This is a genomic window from Haloarcula amylovorans (assembly GCF_004681185.1).
In the GTDB taxonomy this organism is placed as follows: Archaea; Halobacteriota; Halobacteria; order Halobacteriales; family Haloarculaceae; genus Haloarcula; species Haloarcula amylovorans.
In genome coordinates this window covers 79,814-99,195 of sequence record NZ_SRIF01000006.1, presented here as the reverse complement: position 1 = coordinate 99,195, position 19,382 = coordinate 79,814, and the positions used below count along the sequence as shown (strand labels likewise).

Genomic DNA, 19,382 nt, shown 5'->3' with positions numbered 1-19,382 from the left:
TGGAAAATAGCTGGCTAACTATCTAGGTCAGCGTCATCCTCTTCATATAGGAGGCCAAGTAAATTTCGCAGCCCGGCCCGGAGATTGTCGCTAAACGTCGGTTGGGAGATGCCCACCGATTCAGCGATTTCTTGTCCGTTGCGCTCTCGAGGGGTCTCGAAATAGCCACTCAAGTACGCTGTCTGGAGGATTTCCCGCTGCCGGGGTGTGATTTTTTCTTCAAAGGTTGCATCGAATTCCTCACGAGTTGAGATTGGGCGTTCACGCTTGCGACTGGCAATTAATTCTGAGTTCGAGTATTCCGCTTCGAAGAGTTCAACGAAGTCGCGAACACTCGCATCCCCAGAGAGTTCAAGCCGGACTCGTCCGCTGTCTTTCGAAACTGAAATCGACCGAGGAACTGCACCACGATTGAGGAGCCAAAAGATTAGACTCTTCTCAGTCACAATACATTCGAACAAGCACTCCCCATCTCGCTCCGTGATTAATTCGGTATCTCGTACAACTACCGAATTTTCAGCGAATTCGAAGACCGCCTCAGAGGTAGTACCTCGAACGAGATAGTACATTTTGAATACATTATTTTCGGCAGGGACTACACCTTTGAGTTCGAATTCACGCGTCGGATCCTCTTGGATGAACGCCATAAGTGGATGGTCGGATGCATCTACCCGGAGCTCGAGATCGATAATTTCGTCACTTACGAGGGCCTTTTTACTTTCAACGGCATTAATCGCATAGGCAATCGTCTCACTGAGTTCGCTGAGAACTTGTTGCTCTAATTCATCAAACACGGCAGGTTGATCTGTATAGATGTTAAGCACGCCGTAGAGGCTATCTCGGTAGATGAGTGGCAGAGCTATACTTGATCGATACCCTCGTTTCAAAGCTGCTTCACGCCATGGTTCATATGGTGGGTCGGAGAGTACCGTATTCAGTACCTGCGGCTCTCGGGACTGAATGGCTTGAACAGTTGGACTCTGCTCAACGGAGGTGTCTCCTGTATAAAATGAAACACTTTCCAGATAGTTTTGTTCGTTACCAGCCCATTCTCGGGGGGCTATCTGTTTGCTGGTCGAGTCATACTTGCCAATCCATGTGAAAGAGTAGGCATCAACATTTATGAGTTCAGTACAGACTGCTTGCTCGATTTCTGATCGAGATGATGCCTGAACGAGGATCTGGTCAATATTGCGAACGACATCATTAATTCGGTTTAGCCGGTTGAGCCACTCGTTTTGTTCTTCGAGTAGTTCCTCGCGTTCTTTGAGGCGCTTCTTCCGACCGAGCCGTTCAATTGCCGATCGAATATTTTCCGAAACCGTTTGTACGAAATCGAAATCAACTGAATCTAGACCTGCAATAAATACACCGTGCTTGCCTAACGGATGAATGTATAGTGTCTCGACAGCCGCTGCTCTATCGACCAAGTTCGTTGGCGGGTTCTCGATTGTTGTTGGTTCTCCTGAAACAAACACCTCCCAGGCAGTACCGTTCTCTTCTTCCAAAAGCTGCTTTTCACTCAGATATTGCTGAGCCAGTTTTGACTGGGCAGCAGGACGTAATTGGCCACTTGTTTCGTCAACGAGCAGTACCTCAGCTATCGGAATATCCAACTGACTTTGGGCGGCCGCAACGACAATGTTACAGATCCGTTGTTCCGTATCTGCCTCCATGAACTCGGCAAGCATCTCGTTGAGGCCAGCGGCTCGATGTTCTTGCTGTTTCCGTTCAGTTATCTCCTCCTGAAATCCAATGTAATTTATTAGTTGGCCCGCATCGTCGTATACAGGAGCGATCGAGACGCGATTCCAGAACTGCTCCCCGTTTTTGCGATAATTTCGGAGTTCAACCGTTACACGCTCCTCATTGTCAATGCCTTCGCGCAGTGTGGCCACTGGTTCGTTGTCAGTCTCTGGTCCTTGCAAAATCCGACAGTTCTCATCAAGAATTTCTTCTTCCGGATACGCCGACATTCCTGTGAACTCGTCGTTTACGTATATCAGCGGATTATCTGTCTTGTCGGGGTCGGTAACTGTGACGCCTACTGGTGCCTCCTCTATTGCCCGGTTCCGGGTCCGGAGAGTGGACTGGACTTCCTGTGCATGCATCGCATGTGCAATGTCGTTGCCCAATTCAGCAAGCAGATCCTGTTCAGCCGCATCAAAGGCATAGCGTCGGTCGGCAAATACCGCCAACAGCGCATAGAGCTCGTCATCGTACTCTAAGGGAATAACTGCGAGCGACTGAAATCCCAGCTCTGTGGCTGCATCACGCCACTGTTCATACTGTGGATCATCAGCAATATTCTGCGAGGTAGCGATATCCCTTTCGTGGTAAGCCCGTCCGCCGGGGGCGTGACGGCCTGGTGAATCTTCATCAACGGACATATCCAGGTTGGTAAAATAATCGGCTGCGTTGCCAGCCCATGTGTGGGGCTCAATTTGCATTGTGTCCGTATTCACATCTGCAATACATGCTGTGACGTACGGATCGGCATCACTCAGGATGGCACAGACTTCTTGTTCAATTTCAGCAACAGAGTCGGCATAGACGAGCGCGCGATTGAGATTCCGGATGACCTTCGTAATTCGCTGATGTTCCTCAGCACGTCGTTGTGACCGATATTGCTCCACTACGTTTTGGATGCGATTGGCAAGGATAGTATACTGGTCAGTGCCTGCGTCCTTCTGGAGATAATCGGTCGCTCCGGCCGAGATGGCATCACTGGCGACTTCCTCGGACCCCTTACCAGTATACAAAATAAATGGAATATCTGGATAGATTTCCCGGACGTCTTCGAGAAACGATATGCCATTTTTATCTGTCATCTCATAGTCGCTTACAATACAATCGAACGCGTAATTGTCGCTCTTGAGGTAGCTGAGCCCTTCATTAGCCCTGGCCGCAGTAGTAACCTCAAACCGGTCATTCTCCCGGTGCAGAAACTCTGCTACTAATTCACTCAAATCCGGATCATCATCAACGTGAAGTACTTGAATGGAATCAGTCATACAGTATTCGTAAGCCCCAGCACAGATAGTATCACCGGCAAATAGGTGTATAAAATGACTTTTCACATTGACAGTACTTAGAGTACTTTCTACTGCAAGATACATGCTGTATATTCACCACGGCTCTGCCAACACCACCGATAGCTGATGTACGTAATAGCGGTGGGACACATACCTACTGATGCTCACAACCAGACTGACACTCGAAAACAGCAAGGCTGCCCATGCCGCCGCCTTCTCTGGAAAGAACGAATTTACTCGGGACCCCTCAGGAGGCCCGACAATAACCGACTCAACTGTCTACGTGGGACAATGGGTCGATACTGGCTATCATCCTACTCGGATTCTGCTTCATCGAGAATCTTTGCATAGAGATCGTCAGCAATCCAGACGCCAGCCTCATGAAGGGCGCCAAGAGCGCCATCGCGAAAGCCCAACAGTTAGAGGCCGACCCTGATCAACAGGAAGACGCCGAAACCCTCCCTGAAGGAATCGAGCCCAGTTCCTCGCCGCTGGACTTCTTCGCGAACTGTCGTCAGGCCAAAGTCAAGACAATGTTCGTCGAACGCTCGAACCGCCAGAACACGTATCGGGCAATCAGTGTCGCGAAGCGATGGCCCGAGTTCGCGACCGAACGGACTGATGGGAGTGGCGTCTTCTTCACGAAGGACGACGTGGAGACCGCTCTGACCGCCGAACTTGGCAAGGAGCCGCATCGTCAAACGGTCAAACGTGTCTGGGAGAAACTGCAGGAGTTAGGCGGCGATGATCTCATCGAGAAGACACGACAGGTCGGACGGAAGCAGACCCAGACCGAGTTGCTTGCGATGGATAGCGACACGGCCGAAGGACTGGTCGAGCAACGCTACGTCGGCTTAGATCTACTGGAGAACAGTGACCGAAAGGCGACGACTGGTGGCGTCACACCCGTTGTGGTGGAGTCTTCGACCTGACCCTGTGACGAACGCGGTCTAACGAACGAATCGGCAGAGAATCGGCGTCGGTGGACGCGGTGGCGCGTGCCCTGCTGCCGCTGGCGTTGCTGTTTGGTAGCTGCAGGAACCGGGAGCGACCCCATCTTTGCAGGAGTGTAGTGAGTGGTCGTAACACGAACGGAGCGACCAGTCCCGATTCGCTGTTCACAACGGGTGTGACGGACGTCCTTACCGAATACCTCTGAATGTATTTCGGAGCTCACCCTAATTTTGAGCCCCATAGAGCGGCAACGCTATCAACAAGACATCATGTCCGATGTAGTGGGTTTTCATTGACAACCGCTAAATTAATCTTCGAACTGATTGTTGAAATCAACCTTCTCTAGATTCCACCGGAACGGTTCTATAAATCGGAAAGTGTTCCAGCGATTCGCCAAAGCTGTCGACGTAGTAATAGTCACGGCCCAGTCGTTATGATCTCGATGAAATACTGCTGGAGCAAGCGCTTTTCAGGAGCTATGATATCGCTATGTGGCTTCCTGATCTGTGGACCTAGATATCTCCTCATTTCGAACGAACGGCTACGACTCGGCGAAGAACTCGCCATACTCCGTCACAAACGAGCGAAGCTCCTCGGGGTTAGGTGCCTTTTTGTGGCGCATAAAGTAGCTTGCGACCGAATTAGCCAACACCAATGCTGCACCGTCGGACAGCCCCTCAGAGAGGGCGAGCGCCATTCCGCTGGTGAAATGTTCGTCTACGTTACGAATCTGGCGTGGATTGACAACCTGAGGAGCTCGCGCGGAGAGAGTTTTCTCAGGTGTAGCCATCGTCGCACCCCACTGAGAGTGCATCACATATCGCGTAACACCGAGTTGGTCACGGATCCATTCGATAGTCGATTCGGTACCGTGGCTATCAGTCGTGAGGAGCGTATCTCGGAGCTGGCGCGTCTGGCTGCGATTCATAACCACCGTCACCGGCACAGTATCATCAAGCAACGATATCGACGGTATTCCTGCCTCGATTTCTGCCTGTGAGTACTGCGTGATATCACCTAATGTGAGGTGGATGTGCGGCGGCGGCGAATTTAGAAGAGGCCAGAGTTCCGTTCGAAGGCCGTCGAGGATGTCGGGAAGATTTGGATTCGTAAACCAGGTGCCGAGAGATAGAACGGCAGTCCCGTCGATGTACTCGGCCAGTACGGAGCGTTCAATTCGCTCTTTGAGTCGTTCCCAGTCCAATTGTTCAAGATTCGGCTCGGTTAGGAGAAGCTTCCGGTCTTCAAACCAGACGAAGTCAGTACCCGTCGTTTGGCCAACGCTTACTAGTTTCTGCTCCGGAAACTCGCGGACGAATTCTGATCGAATCGGGTCGCCCATTTGACCGACGAGTGTCAGGTCGTAACCTAGTTCGTCAAAGACACGTCCAGTGTGGGCGACGTTGCCGCCAGCCTCCGTTCTGATCTGTCGCCACTGTACCCGCGGAGCGACTTCACTAGCTTCGAACCTGACGAGCGCTTCGCGGAACGCTTCGAACTTCCGGATCCGTTCATAGTCTCCACCCGATTTCGGTTCGACAAGTTCACGCATGCGGTCGATATATGCGTCGAATCCAGTGACGACCGATTTGTTCCCGAACTCCGCTGGGAGTTCTGCATGACACGCTTCGAGATGGCGTTTCGTCTCCTCATCAAGTTGATTGGAATGGATCGTATCGCTCTCTCGGAGCGTGATGTAATATGCTACATAATCGGCATTCCGCATTCCCACGCCACCAATGGTTACTAGCGATGATTCGACACCTTCCGTCTCTCCGTTAATGTCCAGTGTGAGCGAAGCGCGGATATCGTACTCAGTATAGTAGTAACCAGTCAGCGTCCCTTCTTTCGTGACTTCATCGCCCGTCTCCGTGTCGTATCCTTGAAATGTGATATCAAACGAGTCGACCGTCTGACCATCGGTCAGGGCCGCGATATCGGCCAGACAATCTCGAATCCGCATGTATTCTTTGGGAAGAACGGGGCTTCGTGACTCGTTCTTGATCTGTTTCGCGAGTGGCCATATCGACTCGGAGATAAATCGATCGAGAACCATCGCAAGGCTGGGATTCGTTACGTAGTAGCCGTGTTCTTCACTATCGACATAATTGTAGCCTGCCTGTGCCCAGTAGAGTCCCCGACGACGATCGGTAGTGAGTGCGAAATCCTCCTTTGTCGAGACGATTCTGAGTTCGTCAACAGTGTCGGGTACGGCTATATCCATCTCTTCTACATCTGTTACGTCGGGCGAGACATTCGAAAGAATCAGTCGAACCTGCTGGTCTTCACATTGTTTGAGATCGTCGACAACTGATGAAATTTTACCGACAGGGAGCAACAACAGGACATCGCGTTCTGCGGTCTGGAGGAGATCACGGACGTATCTACGAATCGTACTCTCGCTTTTGAACAGTGCGACGCCACTCTCGACCGTTTCGACGGTATCGTGGAGTTCTTCGAGGAACTCTTCGGCTTCTGAGAGGCGACCTCGGATCGACGACAGTGCTTCGGATGGGTCGACCGCATACGCTTTCTGCGGGTAGTCATCAATGAGTTCGACAAACCCCCGGCTCTGGAGGTCGTCGACGATGTCGTAGACTCGCTGTTTGGGAACATCACTAGACTCGGCGATATCCGTCATTGACTGCGTTCCTCCTTGAACGAGCGCGAGGTAGACCTCTGTCTCGTAAGTCGTGAAGTCGACGTTTTCCTGGAGTGTCTCGCGCAGGAGTGCGAGTTTCGCGTCGTCCTCGGCGGTCATTGTGAGGTCATTGTGCTTCCGAAATAAGCCGTTTGCTGAACGACCCCGTTGATTAGCTTCATGTTGGACACTAACACGACCGATACACATAAGCCTATAGAATTTCATCACGATAGTTGTGAAAATGGATGATAGAAGTCCCCCCCTATTGAACGATGCACGCCCTCGGATTGGGCGTCTGACGACCGAGAGCACCGAGATAACTGATTTTGACGCTGAAACATTACCGCTCGCGCACATCACCGCTGACAAACTCAGCCAGTATGAGGTCGTGTGGTGGCATCACCAGTCAGCGCTGGACGAATCTACTCGGGCAACTCTCGATGACGTCGCTGACGCTCTACTCGACTACGTAGCCGATGGTGGCGGTCTCCTTCTCTCCCATGGGGCCGTCACGGCCGCATCCGCTCTGGGTATTGAATCACATGAACCAGACGCTGTCGAACCCATTGATGGCGAGGAAACTGGCTTTCTCCTCCGGCGAGCGTATGCTGATCATCCGGTGTTCGATGGGTTCGAGACGCTCCGTCCCGAGAGCGTGCCCGCTGGCGACGCTGTTACGGTTCACTACGAGTCGCGCCATCCCCATGATGCAGATGTGCTTGCCGCCCGTCGGACGGATGGAAAGGACGAACCGGCCCGAAAGTCGGTACTTCGCTGGTCTGTTGACGACGGCCACGTCGTCGGTGTCGGCCATGGCCTCGATACCATTACAACTGATGTCCAGCAAACGCTGCTCGACAACTGCCTTGCCTATGCTGCTGGCAACGGTGAGGACCCACCGACAGTCGGACGACCAAAGGGACGTGCGGAGTTTGAGGCACTTCGCGAAGCCGTTCCCGACGCCAACCACCGTCCCGCCTACCATTTCACGCCGCCCGCGAACTGGCTCAACGACCCGAATGGCCTCGTTCAGTGGGATGGCATGTATCACTTGTTCTATCAGTATAACCCGGCTGGACCGTTCCACGACACCATACATTGGGGCCATGCCGTTTCCGAGGACCTCGTAAATTGGACCGACGAACCGATAGCGCTCGCACCCGATCCAGATGGTCCTGATTCCGTTGGTGTCTGGTCCGGTTGTTTCGTCGATGACGATGGGACACCGACAGTGATGTACACGGGCGGAGCAGGTACCAATCAACTCCCATGTCTGGCTCGAGCGACGGACGACTCGCTTCGAAACTGGCAGAAATCGAGCGAGAATCCGCTTCTAGAATCGGTTCCCGAGGAAATAGACATCCTCCACAGCATCGACTGGCACGGTGAGTTCCGTGACCACTGCGTTTGGCGGGAAGGCGAAACGTGGTACCAGCTCATCGGCTCAGGATTGGACGGTGAGGGCGGCGCGGCGCTCCTGTTCGAGTCACCAGACCTCATAGAGTGGGAGTACTGCCATCCGCTGCTTACTGGCGACTGGCGCAAAACCGGACCGATATGGGAGTGTCCCGAACTTCTGCAGTTCGAGGAGGGGGCGTTGTTGCACGTGTCTGATTACTCAAAGGTGGCGTACTTCACCGGCGAGTACGATGAGGAAGCGCACCGTCTTCGACCGAGCAACGACGGCGTACTTGACCATGGGGTGTTTTACGCGCCCCAGTCCTTCGAAGACGATGCGAGCCGCACAGTGATGTTTGGATGGTTGAAAGAGGACCGGGACCAACAGGCACAGTGGGATGCTGGCTGGTCCGGCGCGATGTCACTCCCGAGAGTGGTTTCGCTAACCGAGGATGGGACACCTCAATACTCGCTCCCGACGGAACTAGAGACGCTGCGTCAGACTCACCACTCGTTTAGTAATTTCACTATTTCGTCGGATGGATCGAATCCGCTCCCCGAGGTAGCAGGAGATACACTGGAGGTAAAGATGACAGTCGATGCCAATGACGTGGGGGAGTTCGGCCTCGTTATACGGGAGACGCCTGACGGCGAGGAACGCACCGTCATCCGCTGTTCAATTCGTCATCGGTCTCTGATCGTCGACCGGTCTCAGTCCTCTAATAGCGATGCAGTAGTCGATAGTTCGGAGTCCATGCCGATAGCGCTAGAGAAGAACGGAACGTTCTCGTTCCATCTATTTCTCGATCGTTCTATTATCGAGTTGTTTGCTAACGACGCACAAGCACTTGCAACTCGAATTTATCCCACGCGTCGAGACAGTACAGGAATTTCGCTGTATGCTAAGGACTGTGACGTGACGGTCGAATCGCTCGATGTGTGGGAGCTCTCGGCGGAATAAGAATTAACCACTCTAGTTGGGAAAAGTTGAAATAGGTGGGGCCGAGTGTTTGTATCGATGGGTCGTATCACAATCAACAATGTACGAAAGGAGTACGACTCCGATGCCGGGACGATATGCGCTGTCGATGACGTGAGTCTCAACGTCGCTGACGGTGAGTTTCTCACCATCGTTGGACCGTCGGGGTCAGGAAAGTCGACGCTCCTGCGGATGATCGCTGGACTGGAAGACATCACAGGCGGCGAAATTAGAATCGGCGACACAGTTGTCAACAACATCGCGCCGCAGAATCGCGGGGTCGCGATGGTGTTCCAGAACTATGCGCTGTATCCGCACATGAGCGTCCGGCAGAACATGTCCTACGGGCTGAAACTGACTACGGACCTCAGCAAGGAGGAGATCAGTCAGCGGGTTGAGGACACGGCGGAGATGATGGGTATCGGCGACTTGCTTGATAAGAAGCCAAATAACCTATCGGGTGGACAGCAACAGCGTGTGGCCACTGGCCGCGCTATCGTTCGGCAACCGGATGTGTTCCTTTTCGACGAGCCACTCAGCAACTTAGACGCTAAACTCCGCCTGCACATGCGCACCGAACTCCAGCGCATCCAAGAAGACTTGGAGACAACGTCGGTGTACGTCACTCACGATCAGACGGAAGCGATGACGATGTCCGACCGTATCGTTATCCTTTCTGATGGGACTATCCAGCAGGTTGGGACACCGGCAGAGGTGTACGCGAAGCCGACTAACCGGTTTGTTGCGGACTTCATCGGATCGCCCTCGATGAACTTCTTTAATGTCCAGCTGGAACACGGTGTCCTCCAGGGCGAGGACTTCGAGTATGAGGTTCCGCCAGAGCTGGCCACAAAAGTCCGCGAAAATCGCCAGAGTGATGACCTGGTGCTCGGGATTAGACCGGAGCACATCAGCGTTGACACAGATGGTGAGGACACTGTAGCGGCGACGCTTGATGTCCTCGAACACGAAGGCAGCGATAACTACCTCTACCTCTCGAAGAGCGAGACAGAGTGGACTGTCCGGGTCGACGGCAACACCCGTTTCGAGCCGGGCGAGTCTGTTGAATTCACGCTTCCGAGCGACCATCTCCACGTCTTCGACGCCGAAACGGGGGAGAATCTGGTCCTCGATGAGGCCGCACCACCAGAAGCGGGCGATTCGTCTGTCACAGCATAACATCGCGTAACGATACAGACATCATACAAACTATATCAACACTATGGCACGCAATAACAATACAGTTGACGAGTCGAACAACACGCAAATCAGCCGTCGCCGCCTCCTCGGAGCAGGTGGGGCCGCCTTCGCGACCGGCATCGCTGGCTGTGCAGGGTTGACCGGCGGCAGCACTGGTGACGGTAGCAGTAATGGCAACGGGAGCAGCGGTGGTGGATCCAGCGGGGATGTCGAAATCAACTACTGGATGTACTTCGGCGCACAGGAGAACGAGGAGATGACGACGCTCGTTGAGGAGTTCAACTCACAGGATAATGGCATCCACGTCAACAAACAGAGCGTCCCCTTCGGTAGCTTCCTCAACAAACTGTTCACGTCGGTCAATTCTGGAAATGCGCCCCACGTGGCAAGCTATTACGGTTCGTACGGCCGCCACCTTCAGGACATCACCCATCCTATCGACGACTACCTCTCAGACGGAGCGAAGAACAAGTACTTCGATATCGCTTGGAACAACTTACAGGTTGACGGATCAACGTACGCCCTGCCCATTGACATCCACGGCAAGGGATTGTACACAAACGACAGCGTACTGGAATCGGCTGGTGTCGAACCAAATTTCACTGATTGGCAATCGTTTTCCGACGGCTGTGACACTATCGTCGACGAGACGGCGTCACAAGCGTTTTCCTTCCTCAACTGGAAGGGCGGAGGGGCCGCATTCCGTACGTATCTTATTGCACTCACGCAAGCTGGGGGTGAAGTACTGAAAGGCGAACCGGGCAACTACGATGTAGTTTACGATGATACAGTTGGCATGGAAACGGCGGAATTAATGTCCAATATTACGGGTGACTTTGGCTGGGACACGTCGAAGTTCCAGAGCGACTCGGCCCGAGTAGAGGAGTTCGTCAGTGGCGATCTCGGAATGTTCATTGCAGGGACGTGGTCGGTCAATAACTTTGAGAATGAGAACGGGGAGATTCCTGAAGATCTCTCTTTTAGTTTCAAGAACCCGTTTATGTTCCCAGGCGATGGCGACGAGGTGGCGTGGTGTGAGTCCAATTCGTTGTATTTCCCGAAGAACCCTAACCACTCAGATGCGGAGAAACAGGCAGCTGTTGAGTTTGCGGAATACGTTACCCAGAACAATACGCTGTGGGCATCGGCCGGCGGTCATCTTCCGGCAGCGAAGTCTGTCGCCACCTCTAACGAAGTCAAGAACACCAAACTATGGCAGGACTACGGCACCATCTCGACGATGTACGAGATGGTCACCGACCAGCAGGTCCGCTATCAGCCACAGACTAATATCCATCTCAATAGTGACCGATTCTGGGGGCCATTCCTCGACATATATCTCCAGAATACTGATGTTGAGACGGGCGTGAACAAGAGTGCCAGTGAACTCCAGCAGGCGCTCAACCAATAGTACCCATGAGCAACGTTGAAGCGACAACTGACGCCCGGACCGCAAGCCGATTAGAGCGACTGTTCGACCGATCGACACGGGAACTGATAACGGGGGTATTGTTCGCAGCCCCCTACCTTGTGTTGTTCACGATGTTCCTGCTGTACCCCCTGTTGAAGGGGCTGTACATGAGTCTTCACGAGTGGAACTTCCTTGAACCGTCTCAATCCACTTTTGTCGGTTTAGATAACTACGCTCGACTCCTAGAAGATCCCGCGTTCTGGAACGCGCTCTGGAATACGCTGGAGTTCGTGGTATTGACTGTACCACTCATCGTTGGCGTTAGCCTCGTGCTTGCACTCGGCTTGAACAAGGAACTCAAAGGCAGCCGTATCCTACAGTTCATCTACTTTAGCCCGTATGTGCTGACCGTCTCCGTTGTGGGTCTCGTTTGGGCACAGATGTTCTCTCAGGGTGGCGTCGGGACACAGTATTTCGGCTGGCTATTCGAGGGATCGCCGTTGAACTCACAGTTCTGGGCCATGCCCACCATCGTCATTACGACTGTGTGGTGGCAAGCTGGATTCTATTTCGCCGTTTTGCTCGCTGCCCGTCAAAATGTCCCAGAACGTCTCTATGAAGCTGCGCGCCTCGACGGGGCTGGCCCGTGGCGAATGTTCCGAGACGTTACGCTTCCACATATGAAGAACGCATTACTGTTCGTTGTTATCGCGTCGACAATATTCCAGTTTCAGGTGTTCGGACAACCTTACCTGATGACAAAAGGTGGCCCGGTCGGAAGCACAGAAACGCTCGTCTACTACCTTTACCAACTCGGGTTCCAGACGCGAGAACTCGGGTTTGGGTCGGCAGTCGGCTATACGCTACTACTGATATTGATCGGCGTGTCCGCTCTGAACTACGTACTCGTGGGGACCAACGATGAGTAACGCGGATGCCTCCCAGTCACTGACGGATCGCTTTACTGACCGTGACACACTGCACCGTATCGCGATCTATGCAGTGATGTACGGCCTCGCTGTAGTCTTCTTCGTTCCGTACTGGCGGATGTTCCAGCTGTCTGTAACGCCATTAAGCGTTCTCTCGCAGGGCGGATTCCACTGGGTTCCGCCGGAAGTTACCTTTGCGGTCTGGCAGCGCTATCTGCTGGAGGAACCGATAATCTACCGCTGGACGCTCAACACGTTCCTGATCGCGAGTATAACGACCGCTATTGTACTCGTGGTTGACTCAATGATTGCGTTCTCCATCACCCGACTGGAATGGCCCGGCCGAGGGCTGATTCTCGGCATTATTATGGCGAGCTTCATGATTCCAGGTTATGTTAATTTCATCCCGCTGTACACGCTCATTAATAACTTCGGCCTGATGAACTCCTACTGGGCCATCATCCTGCCGTTTGCGGCTGGCCCGCTTGGCGTGTTCTTATTGGTCCAGTTCTTCCGAGACATCCCCGAAGAACTGGAGGAAGCGGCGCGGCTCGACGGCTTCTCGTCGCTACGAATCTATGCACGCATTATCCTACCACTGTCTGCACCCATCATGACGGCACTTGGCCTGTTCATCTTCATCTGGAGTTGGAACCAGTTCCTCTGGCCGCTCATCGTCTTGAACGATGACATGCTCTACACGCTCCCCATTGGCGTCGTGACGTTGCGGGACGTGAATGCGCTCGCACCGAACGTTATCATGACGTCACTAGCGTTAGCCTCGATGCCACTGTTCATCGTCTTCCTATTGTTCCAAGATAAGCTTATTTCGAGTGTCCAGATGCAGGCCGGAACGGGATGACATCATGCCCAGAGAGAAGACCACACCAGAAGAAACCGATCAAGTGGCGTTCCGCCACGCACTCGCCGACGTGCCCGGATTCATCTACCATAATGGCCTCCAGCTCGCACTCATCAGTTTGGCGTGGTTCCTCGCTTCACTGCCAATACTGACTATCGGTCCAGCGACATTGGCTGCCTACACTGCGATCCAAGACCTTCGCAGCGACCGGAACCACATTAATCGCAGCCACATCCGCGCAGTCCTCCGCCAGAATGGCGTGGCGAGCGTCGTGTTCAGCGGTGTCCCCGTGGCGTTCGGTTTTGTCGCAGCTACCTACGGTGTGACAGCGCTGCAACAGGGTTCACTGATTGGCGAGGCTGTTGCCCTTGTCGCTGCCTACGTCGCTCTGTACCTCGCGCTTGCACTAATGCCGACATACGTGAAACTCGCCCGAGGCGAGGATCCAATCACGGCACTCCGATTCGGAATCGGCTGGTTGGTGAAACATCCTACGCCTGCGTTGACGATGGGTCTGCTGACCGTTATCATCTTCGTGCTGACTGCTGTGCTAACAATTGCGTTTGTCCTACTGTTTGCGGGTATCGCCTTTTCCCTACAGGTGAGCATTGTCGAATCTGTCGAAGCACAGACACCGGCGTCAAGTACCACTGTTCGGACCGCTATCCTCTAATCTCTCCTTATCTCTGCCACTACAGACCGAAGCGCACCCGACTAACATGACTGTACCTACCATGGTAACAATCGAGGCTAGGAGGTAGTAGAATGCGTTGGCAGTATCGAACGACAGTGTTGAGTCTCTGTACACTCGCTCTGTTTGTCACAGTATTCGGTCGGCTTGCGCTCAGCCCGGTTGTCCCTGATATTGCAACCGAGTTCCACACATCAAATACGCTAATTGGTGTGGCATTAACTGGGATGTGGCTAGCGTACGCACTTACACAATTCCCGAGCGGCATTCTTGCTGACCGATTTGGTGACCGACTCCTTATCCTTGTCTCGGTCGGTGGAACCGGACTTACGGCATTAGTTATTGTCGCTGCTCCCAGCTTCGGTGTCTTTGTTCTAGGGGCAATTTTGTTGGGAGCTGTCGCCGGGTTCCATTACAGCGTTGGGACCGCACTTCTTACGAGAATTTACGACGGCATTGGGACCGCTATCGGGATACACAACTCCGGTGCACCACTTGCAGGGCTATTGGCCCCTATCACTGTGTCGTGGGTCGCTGTCAGGTTTGGATGGCGTCCTGCGGTTTCACTTGGTGCACTCGTCGCACTTCCGATTGCCGCGCTGATTGCGATCGGTATCCGTCCCTCTGGACCTCGCCAACCCAATCAGCCGATGCGCAAACAAGTTGACCGGGCCGAGATAGTTGATGTCCTCACTCGGCCAGGGGTTCTCTTTACTGGCATCATCGCTATTATCGTGGAATTCTCTTGGCAGGGACTCGCATCATTTCTCCCCGCGTTCTTTGTACAATACCACGGCTATTCCCAGACGCTTGCAGGCACGCTATTCGCAGTATACTTCGTCGTTCAGGGTATTCTCCAGATCGGTGTGGGAATAATTGCAGACCGGTTCGGTCGCGACATCGCGATTTCGATTTGTATGGTGACCAGTATCACTGGTATCGGGCTCCTTCTCTATAGTGCAAGTATCGCACAATCCGCTGTCGGTATTGTATTCCTTGGGTTAGGAATGGGGTGGGGAGCAGCCGTATTCCCCCGGTTTATGGATCACCTGAACGAAGGTGAACGCAGCTTTGGATTCGGGTTATTTCGAACGGTCTACATGGTCGTGGCCGCAGCTGGGTCAATCGTCGTCGGATTCCTTGCGGATCAGTACGGGTGGATTGTCTCGCTAAACTTCCTTGTCGCCCTCCTCACGATCGTCTGCTGTCTCATTGCTGGCAACACCCTGTTCTCGCTTGACTACTGATACAGATGGACTCCTTTTACCGACACTACCTTTCCGGTGAATATAGTAGCGCCGACGCCGGGAACTTCGATTCTCTCCCGACAGTGATGTTGAGAGTATTGTGTATCAGCGTAAACCTCACGAGGTATAATGGAATGTGTGTGTGTAACACGAGGTGCGCTAAGGAGTCACTGTCTAGTTGAGGGAGTTTGAGAAGCGAGCAGGTCGTAGCGAGAAGTGCTCATGCAACTCGCAGACCTGCTCAGGGAGACATTAGATGTGGACAGCCAAGACATTTGGGAGAATGAGCGCACCCCGACACCCGTCCGGCGATTTGAGGTGCGTCTCCACACGGCGGGGCTGTCGATCAGGGAGACGGTCGCAATCTTAGATATTCTGGGTGTCCAACGTTCTCACGGCGCAGTTTGGCAGTGGGTTCATCGGCTGGCCGACAGTGACGCGGACCCGCCGACGGCGAAGCCGTCGCGGTCGACGAGACCGCTGTCCAGATCGGCACCGAATGGTATTGGCTGTATGCGGCAGTCGATCTCGATTCGTTATATCTGCTAGATATCGATGTTTTCAGCCGCCACGGCACCAATCCGGCGGCCGCATTTCTGCATCGGCTCACCGAGAAGTACGATATCTCCGAGACAGACTTCTTGGTCGATGGCTATGGCTATCGGACTACCCTCTCACGATTAGAGTTAAGCGGTCGGGTCGAATACAGCGACCGAAACCACATCGAAAAGTGGTTTCACACCCTCAAACAGCGAACTGGCCGCTTTCATACGTGTTGGGTGGGCAGTCGGCCGGCCGTCACCGAGTGGTGTCAGCAGTTCAAACGCTATTACAACCAGCAACGGCCAAATCAAGCGCTTAACGGCAAAACACCCGCCGAGGTGCTGAACTAGACAGTGCCGTCCACGTGAAGACATCGCTATTGTGCTGTATCACAACCATCTTCCACTGTTGCAGGAGGCAGGACTCGTTACATTCGACAGTGAGCAGAATGTCGTCACACTCACAGACCAGGGCGCCGAAATCAGGTCGGACGTTCTCTAATCGCTACCCATGTAGAAGGGTATATTGCAGCTGGGCAGTCCAGTGATATCCTCCGCCGGCTAAAGCCGGAAGACTCCCAAGCGGTGGGATATTAGGGGTTGCAGTCTCCCTGCTCTCTCGAGTTGATAAGTTATTAGGAACATTCGATCGTTCCCATGTGCCAAGCGTTCAAAGCGTAGTCGACTCAGGCTCCGATCGGAGCGATCCGTCAGTCTGCAACCAATAGAGACCAAGGATGATGGCTGCGGCGATAACAAACCCACCAATCGACTGTGCCCATGTGTGGGCGTCTAGGAAGATGCGGTTGTAGACCATCACAATCGGGATTGCAAGGAAGGGCCAGAATTTCCGGTCGACAAGGGCCAGATAGAGCGCCGGCATGAGCGAGATGATAACGTGTCCCGAGACGTTCCAGAACGGCGAGAGCGCGATGTACGGTATTGTCACGGCGATGAGAACCACCATCGCCCCAGGGATGAGCTGTCCCCAGTCGAAGTGGCGCCACAGATACCACATACCGACGCCAGCGATGAACAAGCCAACCGCGACCAGCGCGTCCATCCGCCAGCTATTCCCCATTGTGGACTGGATTGGATTCGCTCCCGTAATGCCGAAGTACGCTACTGTCGGGATGAGCGCAAGTAGGCCCACCCCGAGGAATCCACCTACGCGGCGCCAGAGCACTGATTGGTCTCCGTCCTGTCGCGTCCACTCGTGGTGGATCAGTACCAAGATACCTACGCCGAGTACCGTGATCGGGTGGAAGACGTATGGATAGTATGTCATCGCCTGCGATAGCAGACTCATCATCCGGGAGTACGGTAGCGGGACCGAAAACACTACTGTCTCTCTCGACATCTCACTTGAACCGCATGACGAGCACATTCTGAGGAGAGAATCGGCACGGAACCGACACTGATGGACGATACACACCGGTATTCGAATCTCTCGTTGGACTCCGTCTCAGTGGGTGCGGTATCCGTGAGCGTTACGAATAGGGTGTCAAAGACACCTATTTGGCAGATGAAGTTCTAAAAACCCCCTGAAATAAGTAACGGCTGGTGCATCCGTGACGGATGTAAGAGTCCCCAACCGTGATTCTGGTGTACGAACGACAAATGTGAGGTGTTGCAAGACCACGCTAATCGGAATCCGTCGGTGAATATCGCGTGGCACAAAAGGCGAAATTCGATGAAAACGGGGCGATTACTGGACTCACAAAATTCAGCCATAGATTCGGTTGGTGCCTCTCCAAGCTAAGAAAACGTGTGTGCATGCTAACTATATCGCGTTCGTTTGTCAAGTGGAGAATACTAATGCTCAGCTGAGGGAAGGAGGTACGACCATCAGTCCGACGAGGATTCCTGATGGCTGCAATCGAGCGCGAACTCAGGACCCACCCTGTTGAATCAGTTCTCGGATCGCATCCTGCTTCTGGTAGCCGATCACAGAAAAGAGGATGACAGCGCCGATCAGCGCTAATGCCGAGATGACCTGCCCATTGGCCAACTCCCCGCCGGCGTAGACGGTGATAACATATGCCGGAAGGCGACCGACAATAATTACAGCGAGGAATGTTCGGAGTCGCCACGTCGTGAGGCCACTCAGAAAACAAATCGCGTCGTCCGGGAGTCCCGGAATGAGAACGAATGCTAACAGCCCCGGGATGCCAACCCGGTCGACGAACCCATCAAAGCGGGTTACCACATCCTCGTGAAGCAGGCGTTCGACCATCGGTCGCCCAAATCGCTTGGCAAGACTAAACGCAACTGTACTTCCCAGCAACACACCGGTAAGACTGTATACAGTTCCCGCGACCGGGCCGAACAGATATCCAGCGACGAGTGCGACGATTTGACCAGGTATCGGAGCGATGATGACTTGCAGGGCTTGGATGAGGACAAAGACGAGTGGCGCGAAAATACCAAACTGGCTGATCCACTCGCGGAGTGCCTAGCGTCGAAAATAAAACAGGCTCTCGGGGGGTGGCGCTCTCTTAGTTCCCGTTGCCGGTAGGCGTTGTTTCGGTTGGCGTCGTACCGCTGTTCTGAGTCTCTTGCCACCAGTCGTCGTTATCGAGAATCTCATCTTCATCTTCTTCGCTCACGGGGCTCGCGTTGACAGTGATGAGCCGCTCATTGTCACCGAAGGGAGTCCACTCGCGGTTCATCTCGAACAATTGGGGCTGGTTCTGGTCGTCGTCGGCATCGGGAATAAACCCAAGATCGGCGTCGTATTCGCCGATGTTTGCGTCTTGAGCAACGAACAGTGGGACGACGTTGTCGGTGTTCAGCCACCGGATCATATACGTGTTGTAGTCCGAAAAGTAGCTATCTTGGACATCTCCATAGTTAGGGGTCCATTCGACGACCCCCGAGACAAACGTAAACCGGGCGTTGGGGTGGAAGTTGTCGATGAACGTCAATGCCTTCCAGTTGTCGTCGAGGTCGCCGACACCACCGTCGGTTTCTTGGGCAGCTGCGGTTCCGGACACGCCTAGAGCAAGCGCACTCGATGCCAACGCACCCTTCTTCAGGAACGACCGGCGCGAGTCGCTGTCGAGATTGAACAGTTCGTTTCCTTCGGTCGGTGACGTTGTCTCTCTCATAGCTACAGACATGCTTCGTTTGTGATGGTGGTAAGACACGTGCTTGCTATTGTCAACTATTATTCAAGATTTATAGACAATTATCTCTCTTCAGCTGAACATTTCGTGGGGAGGGATATGCACCCCGAGACAGCACACCTGCTGAAACCTGCCATCGACAACGGTCCCAACAGAGCCACGTTGGTCGTAGCACCACAATCAACGTAATAACTCTGGGCTTGCATTTCACGCGGGTTCCAGCAACGAGGATGGGCGCCTCTCTTATCCCCCTCAGTCGCATAATCTAAACTCAGATACAGCTAACGTGTGGATTACTTCACAGTATCGACATCTTTTGTTGACTGAGTAATCGAATTCAGGAAGAAAGCACCGCTACTTGA

General features: G+C 53.5%; 13 protein-coding genes and 3 pseudogenes. 10 read left to right on the top strand and 6 right to left on the bottom strand.

The genetic code is table 11. The features are described from left to right. Nucleotides 1-14: 14 nt before the first annotated feature. Nucleotides 15-3,014 carry a GAF domain-containing protein gene (locus tag E4S61_RS18730; RefSeq protein WP_167768572.1) on the bottom strand — a complete coding sequence of 1,000 codons (3,000 nt, stop codon included), beginning with the start codon at nucleotides 3,012-3,014 and terminating at the stop codon, nucleotides 15-17. Between the two features lie 410 nt (nucleotides 3,015-3,424). On the opposite strand from E4S61_RS18730, the pseudogene E4S61_RS18725 reads away from it, so the two are divergent. Beyond that, nucleotides 3,425-3,967: pseudogene (locus tag E4S61_RS18725) on the top strand (hypothetical protein); the annotation flags it as partial. 563 nt (nucleotides 3,968-4,530) lie between these two features. Here E4S61_RS18725 and E4S61_RS18720 read toward each other — a convergent pair. Together E4S61_RS18720 and E4S61_RS26300 are read right to left on the bottom strand one after the other, a co-directional pair. Further along, the gene (locus E4S61_RS18720; protein ID WP_167768571.1) at nucleotides 4,531-6,945 is read right to left on the bottom strand and encodes a TrmB family transcriptional regulator; all 2,415 of its coding nucleotides are present in this window, start codon (nucleotides 6,943-6,945) and stop codon (nucleotides 4,531-4,533) included. A 226-nt stretch (nucleotides 6,946-7,171) separates the two neighbouring features. Next, entirely contained in the window at nucleotides 7,172-7,618 is a 447-nt protein-coding gene (locus E4S61_RS26300) for a hypothetical protein (RefSeq protein WP_245180839.1), read from the bottom strand. Between the two features lie 57 nt (nucleotides 7,619-7,675). Between E4S61_RS26300 and E4S61_RS18715 the strand changes: the two genes are divergently transcribed. The 9 genes and pseudogenes from E4S61_RS18715 (at nucleotide 7,676) to E4S61_RS27005 (ending at nucleotide 16,394) form a co-directional block, all read left to right on the top strand. Continuing rightward, nucleotides 7,676-8,992, top strand: a complete 1,317-nt coding sequence (locus E4S61_RS18715; protein WP_245180837.1) for a glycoside hydrolase family 32 protein — start codon at nucleotides 7,676-7,678, stop codon at nucleotides 8,990-8,992. A 57-nt stretch (nucleotides 8,993-9,049) separates the two neighbouring features. Continuing rightward, nucleotides 9,050-10,189: an ABC transporter ATP-binding protein gene (locus tag E4S61_RS18710; protein WP_135305463.1), complete on the top strand. Its 1,140-nt coding sequence runs from the start codon at nucleotides 9,050-9,052 to the stop codon at nucleotides 10,187-10,189. A gap of 43 nt (nucleotides 10,190-10,232) precedes the next feature. Continuing rightward, nucleotides 10,233-11,621, top strand: coding sequence for an extracellular solute-binding protein (locus E4S61_RS18705; protein WP_135305462.1), 1,389 nt, complete (start codon nucleotides 10,233-10,235; stop codon nucleotides 11,619-11,621). Between the two features lie 5 nt (nucleotides 11,622-11,626). Then, entirely contained in the window at nucleotides 11,627-12,550 is a 924-nt protein-coding gene (locus E4S61_RS18700) for a carbohydrate ABC transporter permease (protein ID WP_135305461.1), read from the top strand. Continuing rightward, nucleotides 12,543-13,412 (top strand): carbohydrate ABC transporter permease, encoded by an 870-nt coding sequence (locus E4S61_RS18695; protein ID WP_135305460.1) that lies wholly within the window; start codon nucleotides 12,543-12,545, stop codon nucleotides 13,410-13,412. Before E4S61_RS18700 ends, E4S61_RS18695 begins: the two co-directional genes overlap by 8 nt. A 4-nt stretch (nucleotides 13,413-13,416) precedes the next feature. Further along, complete coding sequence (locus tag E4S61_RS18690) at nucleotides 13,417-14,085, top strand: DUF624 domain-containing protein (protein WP_135305459.1); 669 nt, start codon at nucleotides 13,417-13,419, stop codon at nucleotides 14,083-14,085. Nucleotides 14,086-14,177: 92 nt separating this feature from the next. Beyond that, entirely contained in the window at nucleotides 14,178-15,350 is a 1,173-nt protein-coding gene (locus tag E4S61_RS18685; RefSeq protein ID WP_135305458.1) for an MFS transporter, read from the top strand. Nucleotides 15,351-15,572: 222 nt separating this feature from the next. Continuing rightward, nucleotides 15,573-16,243, top strand: a pseudogene (locus E4S61_RS18680) (IS6 family transposase). 22 nt (nucleotides 16,244-16,265) lie between these two features. After that, a complete protein-coding gene (locus E4S61_RS27005; protein ID WP_449405169.1) occupies nucleotides 16,266-16,394 on the top strand; it encodes a DUF7344 domain-containing protein in 129 nt (42 codons plus the stop codon). Nucleotides 16,395-16,562: 168 nt separating this feature from the next. Here E4S61_RS27005 and E4S61_RS18675 read toward each other — a convergent pair whose 3' ends face one another. The 3 genes and pseudogenes from E4S61_RS18675 to E4S61_RS18665 form a co-directional block, all read right to left on the bottom strand. After that, entirely contained in the window at nucleotides 16,563-17,201 is a 639-nt protein-coding gene (locus E4S61_RS18675) for a phosphatase PAP2 family protein (RefSeq protein WP_135305457.1), read from the bottom strand. 582 nt (nucleotides 17,202-17,783) lie between these two features. Further along, nucleotides 17,784-18,347: pseudogene (locus E4S61_RS18670) on the bottom strand (TVP38/TMEM64 family protein); the annotation flags it as partial. A gap of 43 nt (nucleotides 18,348-18,390) precedes the next feature. Further along, nucleotides 18,391-19,002: a hypothetical protein gene (locus E4S61_RS18665; protein ID WP_135305455.1), complete on the bottom strand. Its 612-nt coding sequence runs from the start codon at nucleotides 19,000-19,002 to the stop codon at nucleotides 18,391-18,393. Nucleotides 19,003-19,382: the final 380 nt, after the last annotated feature.

Excerpts from the sequence above, each read along its gene's own strand:
- E4S61_RS18675 (WP_135305457.1), bottom strand. The coding sequence starts at position 17,201 with ATGAGTCTGCTATCGCAGGCGATGACATACTATCCATACGTCTTCCAC.
- E4S61_RS18710 (WP_135305463.1), top strand. The coding sequence starts at position 9,050 with ATGGGTCGTATCACAATCAACAATGTACGAAAGGAGTACGACTCCGAT.
- E4S61_RS18705 (WP_135305462.1), top strand. The coding sequence starts at position 10,233 with ATGGCACGCAATAACAATACAGTTGACGAGTCGAACAACACGCAAATC.
- E4S61_RS18700 (WP_135305461.1), top strand. The coding sequence starts at position 11,627 with ATGAGCAACGTTGAAGCGACAACTGACGCCCGGACCGCAAGCCGATTA.
- E4S61_RS18730 (WP_167768572.1), bottom strand. The coding sequence starts at position 3,014 with ATGACTGATTCCATTCAAGTACTTCACGTTGATGATGATCCGGATTTG.
- E4S61_RS18685 (WP_135305458.1), top strand. The coding sequence starts at position 14,178 with ATGCGTTGGCAGTATCGAACGACAGTGTTGAGTCTCTGTACACTCGCT.
- E4S61_RS26300 (WP_245180839.1), bottom strand. The coding sequence starts at position 7,618 with ATGGTAGGCGGGACGGTGGTTGGCGTCGGGAACGGCTTCGCGAAGTGC.
- E4S61_RS18695 (WP_135305460.1), top strand. The coding sequence starts at position 12,543 with ATGAGTAACGCGGATGCCTCCCAGTCACTGACGGATCGCTTTACTGAC.
- E4S61_RS18690 (WP_135305459.1), top strand. The coding sequence starts at position 13,417 with ATGCCCAGAGAGAAGACCACACCAGAAGAAACCGATCAAGTGGCGTTC.
- E4S61_RS18665 (WP_135305455.1), bottom strand. The coding sequence starts at position 19,002 with ATGAGAGAGACAACGTCACCGACCGAAGGAAACGAACTGTTCAATCTC.
- E4S61_RS18715 (WP_245180837.1), top strand. The coding sequence starts at position 7,676 with ATGTATCACTTGTTCTATCAGTATAACCCGGCTGGACCGTTCCACGAC.